Here is a 17811-nt window from a genome sequence, read left to right as displayed (position 1 = left end):
CAATCCTGTTGAATACTTGCCTGATCCTCCGACTTATCGACTAATGGATAGATAGCCCTTGCGCGCTGGTCTAGAGTTCGACAATAAGCGGCCACTGCGTTCATGACTAAAACAGGCCGCACCTACCGTCGATCAGCAGGTGAGCCATGGAATTACGAATCAACCAAAAGGCCTATCAGGTCGATGCCGACGCGGACACGCCATTGCTGTGGGTGATCCGCGATGACCTGGGCCTGACTGGCACCAAGTATGGCTGTGGCCTGGCCCAGTGCGGCGCGTGTTCGGTACTGGTGGATGGCAACGTGGTGCGCTCCTGCGTCACCCCGGTGGCCGGGGTGGTCGGACGAGAAATCACCACCATCGAAGCGATTGAAACCGATGAAGTGGGCAAGCGTGTGGTCGCGACCTGGGTCGAGCATCAGGTGGCGCAATGCGGCTACTGCCAGTCCGGGCAAGTGATGGCGGCCACTGCGCTGCTCAAGCACACGCCGGCGCCCAGCAAGGCGCAGATCGACGCGGCGATGATCAACCTGTGCCGTTGCGGCACGTATAACGCCATCCATGCGGCTGTCGACGACCTGGCCAAGCAGGGGGGCGTCTGATGAACCTCATCAACGAACTGCTCGACGCACCGGTAAACCTTTCGCGCCGCCGCTTTCTGGCGAGTACGGCCGTGGGTGCGCTGGTGATTGGTTTTGGCCTGCCACTGGGCGCGGGTCGGGTGCAAGCCGCCACCGCGGCTGAACGCGGCACCCAGGTGCCGGCGTTCCTGGAGATTCGTCCGGACGGCACGGTGCGCCTGCTCAGCCCCTTCATGGAAGGCGGGCAAGGCACGCACACCGCCATGGCGCAGATTGTCGGTGAAGAACTGGATGCCGACCCCGCGACGTTCATCGTCGAAGCCGCCCCGCCCGGCGAAGCCTATGTGGTGATGGAAAACGGCCTGCGCATCACCGGCGGCAGCATGTCGGTGCGCATGAGCTACCCGACCATGCGCCGCCTCGGCGCCCTGGCCCGCGCGATGCTGCTGCAGGCGGGCGCCAAACAATGGGGCGTACCGGTTGGCGAACTGACTACCCAGCCTGGCCGCGTGGTGCACGCGGCTTCCGGTCGTTCGCTGGGTTATGGCGAACTGGCCAGTAGCGCCCTCGACATGCCAGTGCCCGATCCCGCCAGCATCACCCTGCGCGACCCGAGCCAATTCCGCTGGATCGGCAAACCGGTCAAGCGCCTGGACGCCTACGACAAATCCACTGGCAAGGCGCTCTACAGCATCGACCTGAAAGTCGACAACATGCTTCACGCAGCCGTCCAGCATGCGCCACGCCTGGGCATGACCGTGGGCAGCCTGCGCAACCAGTCGCAGGTCGAAGGCATGAAAGGCGTGCATTCGGTGCACGTGCTGCCCGGCGCAGTGGCCGTGGTGGCTGAACGCTGGTGGCATGCCAAGCGTGCGGTAGAAGCGATCCAGGTCGACTGGCAGGAGGCGGCTGCCGACTCGGCACTGCGCGTCATGCCGGCGGATTTTTCCAGCGACAAGCACCGTGAGTTCCTAGCGGCCCAACAGGGCCCGACCCGCGACGACGAGAACGAAGGTGACGTGGCCGGTGCGTTGAAAGGCGCCAAGACCCAGGTCGAGGCGACCTACCACAACCAATACCTCAACCACGCCCAGCTGGAGCCGCCGTCGGCCCTGGCGCGCTTCAACCCCGATGGCACGCTGGAAATCTGGCTGCCCAACCAGGCGCCGGACATGTTCCGCGCCGACATTGCCAAACGCACCGGCCTAGACCCTGCGCAAATCACCCTGCACTCGCCGCTACTCGGTGGTTTTTTCGGCCGGCACTTCCTGTATGACTCGGCTAACCCTTATCCGCAGGCCATTGCACTGGCCAAGGCGGTGGGCCGTCCGATCAAGCTGATCTGGAGCCGTGAGGAAGAGTTCCTGCGCGATGTACTGCGCCCACTGGCGGTGGTCAAGTTCCGTGCCGCGCTGGATGACAAAGGCCTGCCGGTGGCCATCGAAGCGGTCAGTGCAACCGAAGGCCCGACCGAGGCACTCGCCGGCAAACAGGGCGATAAGATCGACCCCACGGCCGTTGAAGGGTTGTCGGGCAAGTCCTACGCGATCCCCAACAAACGCATCGCGCAGATCTACGTCAAAGGCGCACCGATGCTCGGTTACTGGCGCTCGGTGGGCAATTCGCTCAACGACTTTTTCTACGAGTCGTTCCTCGACGAACTGGCGGACAAGGGGGGGCATGATCCCTATGAGCTGCGCCTGCACCTGCTGCGCGACAACCCACGGCTGACCACGTTGCTGCAAGCGGCGGGTGAACTCTCCGGTGGCTGGAAGCGCGGCCCCTTTACCGCCGAGGACGGCACCCGGCGCGCACGCGGCGTGGCAATGGCTTCGCCGTTCGGTTCCCACACTGCGGCGATCGCGGAAGTGTCGATCGAGAATGGCAAGGTCAAGGTGCACGATATCTGGCAGGCCATCGACCCCGGCAGCATCGTCAACCCGGCGATTGTCGAGGCACAGGTCAACGGCGCCGTGGCGTTGGGCTTGTCCCAGACCTTATTGGAAGAAGCGGTCTACGTGGACGGCAAGCCCCGGGCGCGCAACTACGACCTTTACCCGATCCTGGCGCCTGCGCAGATGGCGCGGGTGCATGTGCGGGTGGTCGAGAGTGGCGAAAAAATGGGCGGTATCGGCGAGCCTCCATTGCCAGCCGTGGCACCGGCCGTGGCCAATGCGGTGGCACAGTTGACAGGCCAGCGCGTGCGCAGCCTGCCCTTGAGCCGACACACTTTCAGCTGACCTTCAGGAAACGCCCATGAACAACCGTCGATTCGCAAGAACCGCAGGCTGGCTGGCGCTGCCCTGCCTGGTCGCCGCAGGCCTGCTGGCCTGGTACGTCACCCGTGAACCGGCTACGCCGTTCGAACAGGAACAGGCGGGCGCCACCTTCGAACCCGCCCTGGTCAGCCGTGGCGAGTATGTTGCCCGTCTCAGCGACTGCGTGGCCTGCCACAGTCTGGCGGGCAAGGCACCGTTCGCCGGGGGCCTGGAAATGGCCACGCCGTTGGGGGCGATCCACGCCACCAACATCACGCCGGACAAATCCACGGGTATCGGCACCTACAGCCTGGCCGACTTCGACCGTGCGGTGCGCCATGGCGTAGCACCGGGCGGCCGCCGGCTGTATCCGGCCATGCCCTACCCGTCCTACGTGAAACTCAGCGATGACGACATAAAAGCGCTGTACGCGTTTTTCATGCAGGGCATAAAACCGGCCAACCAGCCGAATATCCCCAGTGATATTCCCTGGCCGCTGAATATGCGCTGGCCCATCGCGCTGTGGAATGGCGTGTTCGCCCCCACTGCGACTTACGCCGCCAAGCCCGACCAGGACGCCCTGTGGAACCGCGGCGCCTACATCGTCCAGGGCCCCGGCCACTGCGGCAGTTGCCACACGCCACGCGGCCTGGCCTTCAACGAAAAAGCCCTGGACGAAGCCGGCGCGCCGTTCCTCGCCGGCGCCCTGCTCGATGGCTGGTACGCACCCAGCCTGCGCCAGGACCCCAACACCGGGCTGGGCCGTTGGAGCGAACCGCAGATCGTGCAGTTCCTCAAGACCGGGCGCAACGCCCATGCAGTGGTCTACGGCTCGATGACCGAAGCCTTCAACAACTCCACGCAGTTCATGCAGGACGACGACCTGGCGGCCATCGCCCGCTATCTCAAGTCATTGCCCGGCGACCCGCAGCGCGACGGCGCCCCCTGGCAGTATCAGGCGGTGGCAGCGGTGCAAGACGCCCCCGGCGCCCACACTTACGCAACCCGCTGCGCCTCCTGCCATGGCCTCGACGGCAAGGGCCAGCCCGAGTGGATGCCCCCCCTCGCCGGGGCCACCTCGGCGCTGGCGAAGGAAAGCGCCTCGGCGATCAACATCACCCTCAACGGCTCGCAACGCGTGGTGGCGTCTGGCGTGCCGGATGCCTACCGCATGCCGGCGTTCCGTGAGCAACTGTCCGACACGGAAATCGCCGAGGTGTTGAGCTACGTGCGTAGCACCTGGGGCAACAACGGGGGCGCGGTTGACGCCAACGCGGTGGGCAAGCTGCGCGGGCACACCGACCCGGCGAGCAGCAGCCCGATCATCCTGCACATGCGCTGAGTTCAGGACTTCAGGTTTTTCACACTGGCAAACGTTGCCTCGCCCCGCGCCTGCTCCATTACATTCATGGGCACGGGGGTAGGCAACGCGTGCATCACCGGCTTGATCACGATGGCTCGCTCGCTGTCGGTGATCGAGCGTTCGTCACTGGGCGGCACGCCGAAGTACTCGCGGTAGCACTTGGAGAAATGCGGCGTGGACACAAAGCCGCAAAGCACCGCCAACTCCACGATGGAAATGGGCGTCTGCTTGAGCAACTGCCGCGCACGGATCAGCCGCAGCCGCAGGTAATAGCGCGAAGGCGAACAGTGCAGGTATTTCTGGAACATGCGCTCAAGCTGGCGACGGGACAACGCGACATACGCGGCCAGCTCATCCAGGTTGATCGGCTCCTCCAGGTTGGCCTCCATCAACGCCACGATTTCCTGCAACTTGGGCTGCTGGGTGCCGAGCATGTGCTTGAGGGGCACGCGCTGATGGTCCTGCTCGTTACGAATCCGTTCGTACACAAACATGTCGGAGATGGCCGCTGACAGCTCGTGCCCGTGATCACGACCAATCAGGTGCAGCATCATGTCCAAGGGCGCCGTGCCGCCCGAGCTGGTGAGACGGTCACGGTCAAGGCTGAACAGACTGGAGCTGACGGTGACCCGTGGAAAGGCCTCCTGCATGGCCGCCAACCATTCCCAATGCACACTGCATTCATAGCCATCCAGCAAGCCGGCCCGTGCCAACACAAAGCTACCGGTGCAGATACCGCCCAGTCGCTTGGCGTAACGCGCCTGGCCGCGCAACCACTTGACCAGTTCGCCGGTCACAGTGCCCTGGATGCCAATGCCACCACAGACAATCACAATGTCGGCCGGCGGCACGCTGAATATCGAACCCTCTGGGGTGATGGGCACACCGTCACTGGCCCACACGGGGTTACCGTCCGAACTCGCGGTGTGCCACTTGTAGAGCTCCTGGCCCGACAGCTGGTTGGCCATGCGCAAGGGTTCGACCGCCGAAGCCAGTGACATCAGGGTGAACTGGTCCAGCAGCAGGAACACGATGCTGCTTACAGGGCGGCCACTCATAGCTGTGAGGCTGCGCCCACTGTTTTTTGCGTGCGTTCCGGCTGTCGTGCAGTCAGCAAACCGACCAGGGAAATCACCAGGGCCAGGCCGATGGTCGATGACACTTCAAATCGGTGTTCAGGCGTTACCAGCATCACCGTCAATGCGGCACAGATGAACGCGATGACCAGCCAGGTCAGCCAGGGAAACAGCCACATCTGGAAGGTCAACGTGACGTTGCGCTGGCGCAGGATCTTGCGCATGCGCAACTGGGACACGGCGATCACCAGGTACACCAGCAAGGCGATGGCACCCGAACTGGCCAGCAGGAACTGGAACAACCCGGCCGGCGCGAAGTAACTGAACAGGGTTACGCCCGCGCCCAGGATGGTGCTGGCAATCACCGCAGCCCGCGGCACACTGGCCGCCGAGGTTTTCTTCATCAGTGCGGGTGCATCCCCACGCTTGCCCAGGGAAAACAGCATGCGCGAGGCAATGTAGATGGAGGAATTCATGCAACTGGCCACGGCGATCAACACCACCACGTCAACCAGCAACTTGGCGTGGGGAATGTTCATCAGTTCCAGTGCACGCTGGTAAGACCCGACCGACGCCAGCAACGGGTCATTCCATGGCACTACGGAAATCACCACGAAGATCGACAGCAGGTAGAAGACACCGATGCGCCACATCACCGAGCGCGTGGCCCGGGCGATGTTCTGCGCGGGGTTGCTGGACTCGGCCGCCGCGATGGTGACCGCCTCCGTGCCGATAAAACTGAACATGATGGTGATGAAGGCCCCGACCACCGCCGACAGCCCGTTGGGCGCGAACCCACCGTGTTCCTCCATCAACCGACTCAACCCGCTGACCTCCCGCTCGGGAATCCAGCCCATCAGCACCGCAAAGCCTAGGCCGATGAAAGCGATGATCGCAATGACCTTGGCCATGGCGAACCAGAACTCGAACTCGCCGTATTTGGACACGCTGAACAAATTGGTGACCACCAACAAAAAGATCGACAACAAGGCAAACAGCCAAGCGTCGATCTGCGGGAACCACTGGTTGAGGATATGCCCGGCGGCCAGGGCCTCGATAGGGATCACCAGCACCCAGAACCACCAGTACAACCAACCGATGGTGAACCCGGCCCAGCGACCGATGGCCTGGTCGGCATAGGTCGAGAAAGACCCGGTGTCAGGATTGGCCACCGCCATCTCCCCCAGCATGCGCATCACCAGCACCACCAGTGTGCCGGAGAACAGATAAGCCAGGAGTACCGCCGGCCCCGCCGCCGCAATCGCATGCCCGGAACCGACAAACAACCCCGCGCCGATAATGCCTGCGATGGAAAGCATGGTCACATGACGCGGCTTGAAGCCTTGCGCCAACTGGCCGTTGGAATCGTTGGAATTCAGGCTATTCATTGTTTTTGTTGTTCTCGGTGATCGACGTTAGGGCGTACTGACTGAAGAGTCAGGCGATCATCATTTCTTAATGATGGGTCACCTTACGCGGCCTGACTTCATCGAAAATAGCCTGGGAGCGGCATAGATTGGTCTGATATCGACATGAGGCTGCGCAAAAGCCAGAAGGCAACGTTGGAAAGGAAGGGTGTTTCCAGGTCAGCAACCCATGGAGTAGGCTCTGTCAAAGCAGCACTCCAACACTGGCAGGACGCTTCCAATGCCTAACGACAGCAACCACGCGAAAGATCCCATTCGCCAAGCCACACCCGACGACGTGCGTGCCCTGATCGAACTGGACACCTACGCAACCGCTCACACCCATCGTCGCGTGTTCATCCACGATGCTGTGATTCGCCAACAATGCCTGGTTGCCGTCGACACCGCTGGCCGATGCGCCGGTTACCTGGTGCTGACCCATGACTTTTTCGATCACGGCTTTGTGGCGCTGGTCGTCGTGTCGCCGGCGCACCAGCGTCGAGGTGTGGCGCTGCGATTGCTGGCCGCGGCACAGGCGGCATGCAAGACGCCCAAGTTGTTTGCGTCGACCAATGCGTCAAACACCGCAGCCCAGGCGCTGCTTGCCAAGGCTGGATTCGTGCCGAGCGGGCAGATCGACAACCTGGACGACCACGACCCTGAGCAGGTGTATGTGAAATTTATCCAGCCCCTGTGATTGCGTTTCCCATCGGCTCCACGCCCCCTCCATCGAACCTCCCGTAAAACTCCACCCCTTGTGCACACTGGCGCCTCCCAAAACAGCGACAACGTTGCCACCGCAGACCGCGCGCTCTACTGCGAGTTTGATCGAGCCTGGCTTAAATGCGCATGGCCGGAAAAAAACTGCCCTCTCCATCATTCCTCCACAAAACCTCCCATGAATGCGCACGTTGGTTGCGCACAATCAGGTTCATCACAGTGCCCCCTTGAACGGGTCACACGGAGAACCCCATGATTCCAGCCCTGTACGTCGCAAAAACCGGCTTGTCGGCCCAGGACACCCAGCTGACGACCATTTCCAACAACCTGGCGAACGTCTCGACCACCGGTTTCAAACGCGACCGTGCCGAGTTCCAGGACTTGCTGTATCAGATCAAGCGCCAGCCGGGCGCGCAGTCGACGCAGGACAGTGCATTGCCATCAGGACTGCAACTGGGCACCGGCGTACAGATCGTCGGCACCCAGAAGAACTTCAGCGCCGGCAGCCTGCAGACCACCGGACAACCGCTGGACCTGGCCGTTAATGGCCGAGGGTTCTTCCAAGTGCTGCAGCCGGACGGTACCACCGGCTACACTCGTGACGGCACCTTCCACCTGAATGCCAATGGCCAGGTGGTCACCGCCAGCGGGTTCGCCCTGGAGCCCGCCGTTGTGGTGCCGGACAACGCCAAGACCTTCACCGTCGGCCAGGACGGCACGGTGTCCATCACTCTGGCCGGCAACTCCGCGGCGCAAGTGATCGGCAACCTGCAGACCGCCGACTTCATCAACCCGGCTGGTTTGCAGGCAATCGGCAACAACCTGTTCCTGGAAACCGCGTCCAGTGGCGCGCCCCAAGTCGGTACGCCGGGGCTCAACGGCTTTGGCACCACGTTGCAGCGCGCCCTGGAGACTTCGAACGTGAGCACGGTTGAAGAGATGGTCAATATGATCACCACGCAGCGGGCCTACGAGATGAACTCCAAAGTGATTTCCACCGCCAACCAAATGTTGGGCGCCCTTACCCAGAAGCTATGATCAACACCTGACAGCGTGGGCCATGGAGCGGCAATCACGACAAGGCCTCTTCACCGAGCAGACTATGAACGATTACCCCGTCGCATCGACACCCCGTCCCAACAGCATCCGAGAGAACCAGGCCTTGGTGCTGATCGCCGAAGACGAGCCCGAGATCGCGGATATCCTCATCGCCTATCTCAAGCGCAGCGGCTTCCGTACCGCCCACGCCCTTGATGGCCGGCGCGCGCTGGAACTGCACCTGAGCCTCAAGCCAGACCTGATGCTGCTGGATGTGCTGATGCCCCATGTCGATGGCTGGCAAGTCCTGGCCGAAGTGCGCCATCGCGGCAACACGCCGGTGATCATGCTGACCGCACAGGACCAGGACATGGACAAGTTGATGGGTTTGCGTATCGGCGCCGATGACTACATCGTCAAGCCGTTCAACCCGGCCGAGGTGGTGGCCCGTACCCAGGCGGTGCTGCGGCGCTCCGTCAACTACACATCCGGTGTCAGCGCCAGCGTGTTGCGGGTGGATGGGTTTGAGATCGATATCGAGAGCCATCAGGTCACGGTGAACATCTCGGGCAACGCCCTGCCGCTGCTGCTGACCGTCACCGAGTTCAAACTGCTGGCCCAGTTGGCCCGAGCGCCGAAACGCGTGTTCAGCCGCGCGGAATTGTTGGCGCTGTGCTCGCCGGAAAGCGACAGCCTGGAACGTACAGTCGACAGCCATATCAGCAAGTTGCGCCGCAAGATCGAAGACCTTGGGCTGCAAGGCGTGCCGGCGAGCATTCGCGGGGTGGGTTATCGGTTCGGGAGTGGCGCGTGAAACTATTCAATGGTTTGAGCCGCCAGATCATCTTGTCCATGTCGGTCGTGGTGCTGTGCGTGGTCGCCCTGGCAGTGATCGGCTCCTATGTGTTCTACGCCCTGCTTTGGACCTACTGGCCACTTCCGGACGAGCAGGTCGACGAGTGGATGCCGGCCAATGCCGAATGGGCGTGGATGGGCTTGACCACCTGCGTCAGCCTGGCCGTCGGCGCATTTGTCGCCACCAAGTTGTCGCGGCGCATCCTGATGCCATTGAACTCAGTGGCCGAGAACCTGCGCAAGCTGGCGGACGGCGATCTCGATGTGCAAGCCGTGGCCGGCGACGAGTCCATCGGTGAGGCGGCTATTTTGGTGAATGACTTCAACAGCATGGCCCAACGCTTGAAACGTATGGCACAGGAACAAGCATTCTGGAATGCAGCCATTGCCCATGAACTGCGCACGCCACTGACCATCCTGCGCGGTCGCCTGCAAGGCTTGGCCGAGGGGGTGTTCGAGCCGGACACGGCGCAGTTCTACAGCCTGCTTGGGCAGGTCGAAGGGCTGGCACGGATGATCGAGGATTTGCGCGTGGTCGGTCTGGGGGACAGCGGCTACCTGGAAGTCAACGTGCAAGACGCCGACCTCGCCGCAGGGGTTGAGGACGATGTGCGGCTGTTCGAACCCAGCCTGGCCGCTGCTGGTTTTACCCTGCAACTGGACCTGCAACGCCGCACCCTGCGCTGCGACCCTGCACGGATTCGCCAGGCCTTGCTGGCCCTGCTGGACAACGTGCGTCGGCACGCGACACCTGGCAACGTCAATGTGCACCTGAGCACGCGCGACGGCGTTCACTACCTGAGGGTACGCGACGACGGCCCTGGCATTGATGAGGATTTTGCGACGCACCTGTTCGAAGCCTTCCAGCGCGGCGAAAACTCTCGCTCACGCGCCCAGGGCGGCAGTGGCCTGGGCCTGGCGGTGGTGCGCGCGATTGCCATTGCCCATGGTGGCGCGGTGACGTGTCGAAAAATGGAAAACGGCGGAACGCTGTTCGAACTCAGTTGGAACCTTTGAGTAAACCCGGCCCGTCATGCACATCTTTTCCAGGCTGTTCAGACCCATTCAACGCTATCGATGCTTTGTCCTGTTGGACGCCGAATGTATGTGCATTGCGTTCAAAAGCTGCATCGCAGCACCTCAAAGCGGGCATTGGATAGAAGTTGACCGCATCAACTTGTCGTGGCTGGGGAAGTCCCTCCCCAGTCGTGCCCGGATAACTTAACGAGTGTGAACATGAGCCCTTCCCTGTCACTCCTTGAAGAGTCACTGCGCCTGCACACGGCCCGCCTGAAAAGGCTGCAACGGTTCTGGGTGCCGCTGCAACAGCACGCGCCAAAGTGGGTGCTGGCGCTGTGGATCATCGGCGTTTCCGTGTCGCTGGCGACCCAGTGCTGGTGCCACTGGTTCGTAACCGCGCCGCTGATCTGCGTGTTGATCGTCGCGGAAATCGTGATCGACGAGACGCAAATGACACTGCAGTTGCGCACCGATGCCGTTCGCGACGCGTTGAGAGCGGCCCGTGACAGGTTTTCATACGCCTGAGCCTCTCGCGTAAGGCGTTGGCATCGGCTCACTACTGAACGCTTCGACTTCCTGTATCAAACCTCGCGCAGCCATCATCACCAGATCACGTCCCTTGTCCGGGCTGGCCTGCGCCGGGTCTGAACCCATGCGCCCGTCCACATGGCGCGCACGGAAATCAAAGGCTTCACGGATCGGGCCCCAGGGCGCGATTTGAGGCGAGTAGTCAGCGGTTTTGATCGCCTCCGGGTAGGCCCATTGGGTCACCGCTATCTCCGACGGTGTGGCATGAATGCCGTGCCCGGTGGGGAACTGTTCCTTGGCCAGTTCACCGACACCTTCAAGGTCCCACCAATTGCATAACTTCAGCGCGAATCCCGCAGGGCGCCGGGCGAAACTTGCCTCGGCGTACAACTCGGAGAATGCGGCTTCAATGGAGGCGACATTGCCGCCATGACCATTGAGGAGCAGGATCTTTTCAAAGCCGTGGGCGACCAGCGAGTGCACCCAGTCGCCGATGGCGGCAATAAACGTCGAGGGTCGCAGCGAGATCGTGCCGGGAAAGCCGATGTGGTGCTGGGCCATGCCTATGTTGAACGTTGGCGCGATCAGGATATCGGCGCTTTTTTGCGCCTGGCACGCAATGATCTCCGGGCACATCCAATCGGTGCCCAACAAACCGGTGGGGCCGTGCTGCTCGTTGGAGCCGATCGGAATCACGATGGTGCGGCTGCGCTCAAGGAACTGGCCGATCTCGGCCCAGGTCGACAGGTATAAAAGCATGATGGTTTCCTCGTTGGTTTCAATGACTGCGGATGTAATCGCCCGTCTGCCCGGTGCGTGTTCGCGGTTTGGTCGCGATGATCACGAAGGCCGCGCACAGGAACACACAGCCCACGGCGATGAGCCCCGTGTCGAGGCTGCCGGTAGCGGTTTTGGCCCAGCCGATCATGGCCGGGCCCCAGAAACCACCGGACAGTCCGATGGTATTGATCAAGGCAATGCCGCCCGCGGCCGCTTCGCCCTTGATGTGCTCGGAGGGCATCGCCCATAACACGGTGTAGGCCATGAACATCATGCTGATCGACAGGGTCAGCAGTGCCATCGACACCAGCAGGTTGCCGCCTGCCAGGGGATAGAGGATCAGCAGGACGGCGCCGGTGGCAGCAGGGATGGCGCAGTGCAGGCGTCGCTCGCCGAGGCGGTCCGAACGCCGTCCGATCCAATACATACCGAGTGCCGCGCCGACATAAGGCAACGCGGCGTACCAGCCCAACTGCTGGGTGTCGTTGACGCCCAGGGCTTTGATGACGGCCGGCAGCCAGAAGCTCATGGCGTAGATCGAAAAGATGATGCAGAAGTACGCCGATGCCAGGACATATAGCTTGGGGTCGCGCAACACGGCACGAAATGAATGGCTGCGCGCGCTCGCAGTGCCCAGTTCGGTTTCCAGCAACTGCTTTCCGGCGGCATTCAGCCACGGCGCGTCTGCGGGCCGATCACACAGCACGACGTACATGAGCACGCCGAGAAACACACAGGGCAGGCCTTCGATCAGGAACATCCATTGCCACCCGGCCAGGCCGCCGACGCCGGCAAACGTGGTGATCAGCCACGCTGAAATCGGGCCACCCAGGATGCCGCCCATGGGCCCGGCGATAAACACGATGGCAATCGCCCGCGCCATGCGGCTCGGGCCGTACCAACGGGACAGGTAATAGATCATGCCCGGTGCAAAACCGGCTTCGAACACGCCCAGCAAAAAGCGCATGGCATAAAACGTCGGCACGTCGCGCACAAACAGCATGCAGGCGGAGGTGATGCCCCACAGCACCAGAATGCGGCTGAAGGTTTTGCGCGCGCCGATGCGCGGCAGCATAAGGGTGCTGGGCAATTCGAACAGCACGTAGCCGACGAAGAAAATCCCGGCACCGGCGCCGTACGCCGCATCGGACAAGCCCAGGTCGCTTTGCATCTGCAGCTTGGCGAAGCCGACATTGATGCGGTCCAGATAAGCGAAGACGTAGCCGATGAACAACAGCGGCAACAGCCGCCAATTGAGTTTGTGGTAGAGGGCAGCAATGGCCTCGTTGGTTGCGGGTGCCGGAGCGGTTGGCATACGTGTCTCCCATTATTCTTGTGGGTGCTGCGGGCTTGCCAATCCATGGTGCGCCGCGCCATTATCGCCAGCAAGAGCAACTAAGTTCGCGTAGTGTTGCTTTATAGGCAACGCAACCTTTACGACGGTGACCCTCATGCGAGAGATCAATCAACAACGCCTGCGCTACTTTCATGAAGTGCTGATGCACGGTTCTATCCGGGGGGCGGCGGACAGCATCAACACCTCGCCGTCGGTGATCACCCGCCAGATCAAACTGCTGGAAGAAGAACTCGGCGCGAAGCTATTCGAGCGCCAGGCCCGTGGCGTACAACCGACCGAGGCGGCCGCGCATTTGCTTGAATTCTGGCGCGGTTATCGTTCACAGCAGGAGAAACTCGAAGACCAGTTGCAGGCGATCAAGGGCTTGCAGCAAGGCCATGTGCGCGTGGTGATCAGTGAAGGGTATGTCGATGTGCTGGTGGACAACGTGCTCGCGCCTTTCTGCAAGCAGTACCCCAAACTGGAAGTCACGCTGGATATCCTGCCGGTGGTGGATGTGCTCAACGAAGTCGCTGAAAACCGTGCGCACATTGGCCTGGCGTACAACCCGCCGACGCACCCGCACATTGAGTTTCGCGCTGCCTCCTTGCAGCCGGTGATGTTGCTGGTGCGCCCCGACCACCCATTGGCTGTGCGCGGCAGCATGGCCAGTGTGCAGGACGTGCTCGAATGCCCGCTGGTCCTCACCCCCACCACCTTCGGCATCGGGCACGCCATCACCCTGCTTGAGTATGCCGAGAAGATCCAGGTGCGCCCGACCCTGGTCAGCAATTCGCTGGCGGCGCTCAAGCGTCTGGTTGCCAGTGGCGACTTTGCCTCGCTGGCCGGGGAGTTCGCGGCCTCTCGGGAGATCGAAAATGGCGAGCTGGCATCGGTGCTGATCGATCACCCCCTACTGCTGGGGGTGGAAGCCAAATTGCTGGTGAAGGCCGCACGCCCGTTGGCAGCCCCCGCCCAGGAGCTGTTGGACTGGATGCTGGCGCGTTTGCCGATGTTCAAGTCGCAGGCATAAGCAGGCTTACCGGGTGCGGGAAACCAGTTCTGGATTGAACATCCCCTCAAAACGCGCTTTGTTCGCCGCGTAATACGCCGCCACCGCCTTGTCTGCCGTGCTCTCCCGCGCCTGCATCATCAACGCTTCGAGGTCGGCCTGGGGGAGGGAGAAATGCGCAAAGAAGTACGCCACCTCGGGGTGTTCCTGGCTGAAGCCTTTGCGGGCCATGGCGTGGATCTGTTCGGCGCCGCCGAAGATCTGCTTGGGATCCTCCAGGTAGCGCAGCGACCATTTGGAGAACATCCAGTGCGGGCTCCAGGCGTTGACCAATGACCACTTGTCACGCTTGAGATTGCGGTCCATCTCGTTGAGCATGCCGCTTTCCGAAGACCCCACCAGTTTGTAGCCCGTCAACTTGTAGTCCTCGATCGCCCTGACGGTGAGTGTGTACTGGCCGTTGCCGACTTCGGAGGTCAAGATCTTGCCGTCGAACTTCTCGCGGATCCCAGGCTTGTTCAGGTCCTCCACGCTGGCGACTTCTGCAACCGGCACCGAGGTGGGCACGGCCATGCCGATTCGCCCTTCATACAGCACGCCAAGGTCTTCGAGCCGGTCCTTGTACTTGTCGTAGAACGCCTTGTGGGTACTGGGTAGCCAGACCATCGGAATCAGGTCGATGTTGCCGTTGGCCAGCGCCTGGAACTGGATGCCGATGTCGGCCATCACCAACTTGACCGGTTGCTTGAGATGCTCTTGCAAGGCCGTACTGGCGAGCTTGACGGTGATTTCCGTGTCGGACCAGTTCACCCAACCGATGCGGACCGGTGGTTTTTCCTCTGCTTGGGTCACCGCCGCACTGGCTCCCAGCGCAAGGCCGAGCAGGTAGGCACAGGCTTTTTTCCGATAGTGCACATGAGCATTCATCAGGCGTCCTCCTAAGGGGTGAGGCCGATCTTAGCGATGAGTTCAGGGCCCCGCAATAAAAATGTACATGCATGTCTACCATTATTGACACCTATGTACATTTATCCTAATTTCAGATCGCCGAGCCTGATGATGCCCACTACGGAGCACAGAATAATGTCCAGCGATCCCCTGCTGCAGCCTTACAAAATCAAGCACCTGACCCTGCGCAATCGGATCATGACCACGGCCCACGAGCCGGCCTACCCGGTGGACGGCATGCCGCAGGCGTTATACCGCGCCTACCACGTCGAACGTGCCAAGGCGGGCGTGGCCTTGACCATGACCGCAGGTTCCGCCGCCGTATCACGGGACAGCCCGCCGGTGTTCAACAACGTGCTGGCGTACAAAGATGAGGTGGTCGGCTGGTTGAAGGACCTGACCGATGAGTGCCACGAACACGGCGCGGCGGTGATGATTCAGCTAACGCACCTGGGCCGTCGTACACGCTGGGACAAGGCCGACTGGCTGCCGGTGGTCTCGCCCTCGCACCGCCGCGAGGCGTCACACCGCTCCTTCCCGAAGAAGCTGGAAGACTGGGACATCGAGCGGATCATCAAGGACTACGTCGACGCCGCCGAGCGTATGAAAGCGGCCGGATTGGATGGCCTGGAACTGCAAGCCTACGGTCATTTGATGGACCAGTTCTGGTCGCCACTGACCAACGAGCTAGAGGGCCCTTACGGTGGTTCCCTGGAAAACCGCATGCGCTTTACCTTCGACGTCCTGCGCGGCATTCGCCAGCGCGTCGGTGAAGACTTTCTGCTGGGCGTGCGCTACACCGGTGACGAAGCGCTGCCGGGCGGGTTCACCGCCAACGAAGGCCTGCAGGTGTCGCACATGCTCAAGGACAGCGGGCTGGTGGACTTCCTCAACGTGGTACGCGGGCACATCGATACGGACGCGGGCCTGACCGACGTGATTCCGATCCAGGGCATGCGCAACTCGCCGCACCTGGAGTTTGCCGGCGAGATCCGCGCGTCCACCGGATTCCCCACCTTCCACGCGGCGAAAATCCCGGACGTCGCCACCGCACGCTACGCCATCGCATCGGGCAAGGTGGACATGGTCGGCATGACCCGCGCCCATATGACCGACCCACATATCGTGCGCAAGATCATCGAGCGGCGTGAAGAAGATATCCGGCCCTGTGTCGGCGCCAACTACTGCCTGGACCGCATCTACCAGGGTGGCGCTGCCTACTGTATCCACAACGCGGCGACCGGCCGGGAAACCAGCATGCCCCACGACATTCCCAAGGCGGCCGTAAAGCGCAAAGTGCTGGTTATCGGCACGGGCCCGGCAGGGCTGGAAGCCGCAAGGGTTGCCGGCGAGCGCGGCCATGAGGTGACAGTACTGGAAGCGGCAGACCGGCCCGGCGGGCAAATCCGCCTGACCGCCCTGAGCGAGCGGCGTCGCGAAATGATCGGCATCATCGACTGGCGCATGGCCCAGTGCGAACGCCTTGGCGTGACATTCCACTTCAATACCTGGGCCGAGGCCGAGACGGTGCTGGCCCATGAGCCGGACGTGGTAATCGTCGCCACCGGCGGCATGCCCCATACCGAGGTGCTCGCCGAGGGCAATGAACTGGTGGTGTCGACCTGGGACATCATTTCAGGCGACGTCAAACCGGGGCGTCATGTGTTGATCTTCGACGATGCCGGCGACCATGCCGCGCTGCAAGCCGCCGAGGTGATTGCGCAAAGCGGCGCGAGCGTCGAAATCGTCACCCCGGACCGCGCGTTCGCCCCGGAAGTCATGGCCATGAACCTGGTGCCCTACATGCGCAGCCTGCAGGACCTGGACGTGATCTTTACCGTGACCTATCGGGTCGAGTCGGTGGAGAAACGCGACGGTCGGCTGGTCGCCCGTTTTGGCAGTGACTACGGCACGGTGCACAAACAGCGGGTGGTCGACCAAGTGGTGATCAACCATGGCACGGTTCCGCTGGACGACCTGTACTTCGACCTGCGCGCGCACTCCAGCAACGGCGGCGCGGTCGAGCAGCACGATTTGATTGCCGGCAACGTGCAGAACATCGTGACCCACGCCGAGGGCCGCTTCCAGTTGTTCCGGATCGGCGATGCGGTGGCCGCACGCAATACCCATGCGGCGATCTACGATGCGTTGCGGTTGGTCAAGGACCTCTAAAAAAGCTCAAACACGCCCGGTGCGGTTTCGGCGTAGCCAAATGCCCCATAGAAGCGGTCCAGTTCACGCCGCTTCAACGCCTTGCCGGTGAACACGCTGACGTACTGCGGAATACGCCGGAACCGCACCACCACATCCTCGGTGGTGTTCATCGAGATATAGCCGATCTGCGTCAGGTAGATGGTCCGGGCACGCACATCGGCCGCCTCTTCATCGTAGCCAAAACGCCGGAACATACCGGTCAGCGCGTTGATACGGGTGTCATCGGCCAACGCGATTTCTGCCGAGACATCCGCCGACTGCATCGCCCAACTGCGTACGGCAAATTCGAATTGCGAGTCGAACAATTCCGGGTTCAACCAGCACTCGAAGACGTTGAGGATGGCTTCGGAAATACTCTCGGCATAACGTTCGCACTGGTGCACCAGGTTGCCGGTGTTCTTGTCGCGCCAGCGGGTCAGCAAGGCGGCGAGCAATTGCTCGCGGTCCTCATAGAACCAATAGAAACTGGTACGCGACAAGCCCAATTGCTTGGCCAGTGGCATGACGCGTACGGCGTCGATGCCGGACTCTTTCAAGGCGGCGTAAGCGGCGTCCAGCCACACGTCGACCGAGCCTCGCCAGCCGGTGTCCTGGGCCTTGCCTCGCGGTTTTACGGTGTGCGACATCCGGGGGTTACCTTTGCCAGGGAATTGCACGCCACTCTACACCGCAAGAC

At 62.0% G+C, this 17811-nt stretch carries 16 protein-coding genes; 10 read left to right on the top strand and 6 right to left on the bottom strand.

What is annotated here, in order from left to right; translation table 11 throughout:
• The first annotated feature begins 146 nt into the window (after window positions 1–146).
• Genes PF1751_RS10350 through PF1751_RS10340 form a run of 3 tightly spaced genes read left to right on the top strand, consistent with a single transcriptional unit; the run spans window position 147 to window position 4181 of the window.
• A complete protein-coding gene (locus tag PF1751_RS10350) occupies window positions 147–602 on the top strand; it encodes a (2Fe-2S)-binding protein (protein ID WP_010211243.1) in 456 nt (151 codons plus the stop codon).
• Complete coding sequence (locus PF1751_RS10345; protein ID WP_044286978.1) at window positions 602–2821, top strand: xanthine dehydrogenase family protein molybdopterin-binding subunit; 2220 nt, start codon at window positions 602–604, stop codon at window positions 2819–2821. The genes PF1751_RS10350 and PF1751_RS10345 overlap by 1 nt, the downstream gene beginning before the upstream one ends.
• A gap of 16 nt (window positions 2822–2837) precedes the next feature.
• Complete coding sequence (locus PF1751_RS10340) at window positions 2838–4181, top strand: c-type cytochrome (protein ID WP_010211245.1); 1344 nt, start codon at window positions 2838–2840, stop codon at window positions 4179–4181.
• A 2-nt stretch (window positions 4182–4183) separates the two neighbouring features.
• On the opposite strand, the gene gbdR is transcribed toward PF1751_RS10340, so the two are convergent.
• Both gbdR and gabP read right to left on the bottom strand, forming a co-directional pair.
• On the bottom strand, window positions 4184–5260 hold the full coding sequence (gene gbdR / locus PF1751_RS10335) for a choline metabolism transcriptional regulator GbdR (RefSeq protein WP_010211246.1): 1077 nt from the start codon (window positions 5258–5260) through the stop codon (window positions 4184–4186).
• Window positions 5257–6666, bottom strand: a complete 1410-nt coding sequence (gabP, locus tag PF1751_RS10330) for a GABA permease (protein WP_010211247.1) — start codon at window positions 6664–6666, stop codon at window positions 5257–5259. Before gabP ends, gbdR begins: the two co-directional genes overlap by 4 nt.
• A 259-nt stretch (window positions 6667–6925) precedes the next feature.
• On the opposite strand from gabP, the gene PF1751_RS10325 reads away from it, so the two are divergent.
• From PF1751_RS10325 to PF1751_RS10305, 5 genes are all read left to right on the top strand, one after another.
• Window positions 6926–7381, top strand: a complete 456-nt coding sequence (locus tag PF1751_RS10325; RefSeq protein ID WP_010211248.1) for a GNAT family N-acetyltransferase — start codon at window positions 6926–6928, stop codon at window positions 7379–7381.
• Window positions 7382–7656: 275 nt separating this feature from the next.
• Window positions 7657–8442, top strand: coding sequence for a flagellar basal-body rod protein FlgG (gene flgG / locus PF1751_RS10320; protein WP_042571506.1), 786 nt, complete (start codon window positions 7657–7659; stop codon window positions 8440–8442).
• 64 nt (window positions 8443–8506) lie between these two features.
• The gene (locus PF1751_RS10315; protein WP_010211250.1) at window positions 8507–9256 is read left to right on the top strand and encodes a response regulator; all 750 of its coding nucleotides are present in this window, start codon (window positions 8507–8509) and stop codon (window positions 9254–9256) included.
• On the top strand, window positions 9253–10314 hold the full coding sequence (locus PF1751_RS10310) for an ATP-binding protein (RefSeq protein ID WP_021493360.1): 1062 nt from the start codon (window positions 9253–9255) through the stop codon (window positions 10312–10314). Before PF1751_RS10315 ends, PF1751_RS10310 begins: the two co-directional genes overlap by 4 nt.
• Before the next feature lie 219 nt (window positions 10315–10533).
• Window positions 10534–10842 (top strand): hypothetical protein, encoded by a 309-nt coding sequence (locus PF1751_RS10305; protein WP_010211252.1) that lies wholly within the window; start codon window positions 10534–10536, stop codon window positions 10840–10842.
• Here the strand turns inward: PF1751_RS10305 and PF1751_RS10300 are convergent.
• Both PF1751_RS10300 and PF1751_RS10295 read right to left on the bottom strand, forming a co-directional pair.
• Entirely contained in the window at window positions 10831–11604 is a 774-nt protein-coding gene (locus PF1751_RS10300) for a creatininase family protein (RefSeq protein WP_010211253.1), read from the bottom strand. The two genes, PF1751_RS10305 and PF1751_RS10300, sit on opposite strands and share 12 nt — an antisense overlap.
• A gap of 19 nt (window positions 11605–11623) precedes the next feature.
• Window positions 11624–12940, bottom strand: coding sequence for an MFS transporter (locus tag PF1751_RS10295; protein WP_044286977.1), 1317 nt, complete (start codon window positions 12938–12940; stop codon window positions 11624–11626).
• A gap of 136 nt (window positions 12941–13076) precedes the next feature.
• Between PF1751_RS10295 and PF1751_RS10290 the strand changes: the two genes are divergently transcribed.
• Window positions 13077–13994 (top strand): LysR family transcriptional regulator, encoded by a 918-nt coding sequence (locus PF1751_RS10290; protein ID WP_010211255.1) that lies wholly within the window; start codon window positions 13077–13079, stop codon window positions 13992–13994.
• 6 nt (window positions 13995–14000) lie between these two features.
• On the opposite strand, the gene PF1751_RS10285 is transcribed toward PF1751_RS10290, so the two are convergent.
• Entirely contained in the window at window positions 14001–14900 is a 900-nt protein-coding gene (locus PF1751_RS10285) for a glycine betaine ABC transporter substrate-binding protein (protein WP_044286976.1), read from the bottom strand.
• 156 nt (window positions 14901–15056) lie between these two features.
• On the opposite strand from PF1751_RS10285, the gene PF1751_RS10280 reads away from it, so the two are divergent.
• Window positions 15057–17093, top strand: coding sequence for an NADH:flavin oxidoreductase (locus PF1751_RS10280; protein WP_010211257.1), 2037 nt, complete (start codon window positions 15057–15059; stop codon window positions 17091–17093).
• On the opposite strand, the gene PF1751_RS10275 is transcribed toward PF1751_RS10280, so the two are convergent.
• Window positions 17090–17761, bottom strand: a complete 672-nt coding sequence (locus PF1751_RS10275) for a TetR/AcrR family transcriptional regulator (RefSeq protein WP_044286975.1) — start codon at window positions 17759–17761, stop codon at window positions 17090–17092. The genes PF1751_RS10280 and PF1751_RS10275 overlap by 4 nt on opposite strands.
• Between the last annotated feature and the right edge of the window lie 50 nt (window positions 17762–17811).

The sequence above is a fragment of the Pseudomonas simiae genome (assembly GCF_000934565.1).
GTDB classification, from domain to species: domain Bacteria; phylum Pseudomonadota; class Gammaproteobacteria; order Pseudomonadales; family Pseudomonadaceae; genus Aquipseudomonas; species Aquipseudomonas simiae.
The sequence above is the reverse complement of the archived record's forward strand: the minus strand, read 5'-3'. Positions and strand labels throughout refer to the sequence as shown.

Bases quoted from the DNA above. Each gene is read 5' to 3' on its own strand.
- PF1751_RS10305 (WP_010211252.1), top strand. From the start codon at position 10,534: ATGAGCCCTTCCCTGTCACTCCTTGAAGAGTCACTGCGCCTGCACACG.
- PF1751_RS10285 (WP_044286976.1), bottom strand. From the start codon at position 14,900: ATGAATGCTCATGTGCACTATCGGAAAAAAGCCTGTGCCTACCTGCTC.
- PF1751_RS10345 (WP_044286978.1), top strand. From the start codon at position 602: ATGAACCTCATCAACGAACTGCTCGACGCACCGGTAAACCTTTCGCGC.
- PF1751_RS10300 (WP_010211253.1), bottom strand. From the start codon at position 11,604: ATGCTTTTATACCTGTCGACCTGGGCCGAGATCGGCCAGTTCCTTGAG.
- flgG (WP_042571506.1), top strand. From the start codon at position 7,657: ATGATTCCAGCCCTGTACGTCGCAAAAACCGGCTTGTCGGCCCAGGAC.
- PF1751_RS10315 (WP_010211250.1), top strand. From the start codon at position 8,507: ATGAACGATTACCCCGTCGCATCGACACCCCGTCCCAACAGCATCCGA.
- PF1751_RS10325 (WP_010211248.1), top strand. From the start codon at position 6,926: ATGCCTAACGACAGCAACCACGCGAAAGATCCCATTCGCCAAGCCACA.
- PF1751_RS10350 (WP_010211243.1), top strand. From the start codon at position 147: ATGGAATTACGAATCAACCAAAAGGCCTATCAGGTCGATGCCGACGCG.
- PF1751_RS10340 (WP_010211245.1), top strand. From the start codon at position 2,838: ATGAACAACCGTCGATTCGCAAGAACCGCAGGCTGGCTGGCGCTGCCC.
- gabP (WP_010211247.1), bottom strand. From the start codon at position 6,666: ATGAATAGCCTGAATTCCAACGATTCCAACGGCCAGTTGGCGCAAGGC.
- PF1751_RS10275 (WP_044286975.1), bottom strand. From the start codon at position 17,761: ATGTCGCACACCGTAAAACCGCGAGGCAAGGCCCAGGACACCGGCTGG.
- PF1751_RS10295 (WP_044286977.1), bottom strand. From the start codon at position 12,940: ATGCCAACCGCTCCGGCACCCGCAACCAACGAGGCCATTGCTGCCCTC.
- PF1751_RS10290 (WP_010211255.1), top strand. From the start codon at position 13,077: ATGCGAGAGATCAATCAACAACGCCTGCGCTACTTTCATGAAGTGCTG.
- PF1751_RS10280 (WP_010211257.1), top strand. From the start codon at position 15,057: ATGTCCAGCGATCCCCTGCTGCAGCCTTACAAAATCAAGCACCTGACC.
- gbdR (WP_010211246.1), bottom strand. From the start codon at position 5,260: ATGAGTGGCCGCCCTGTAAGCAGCATCGTGTTCCTGCTGCTGGACCAG.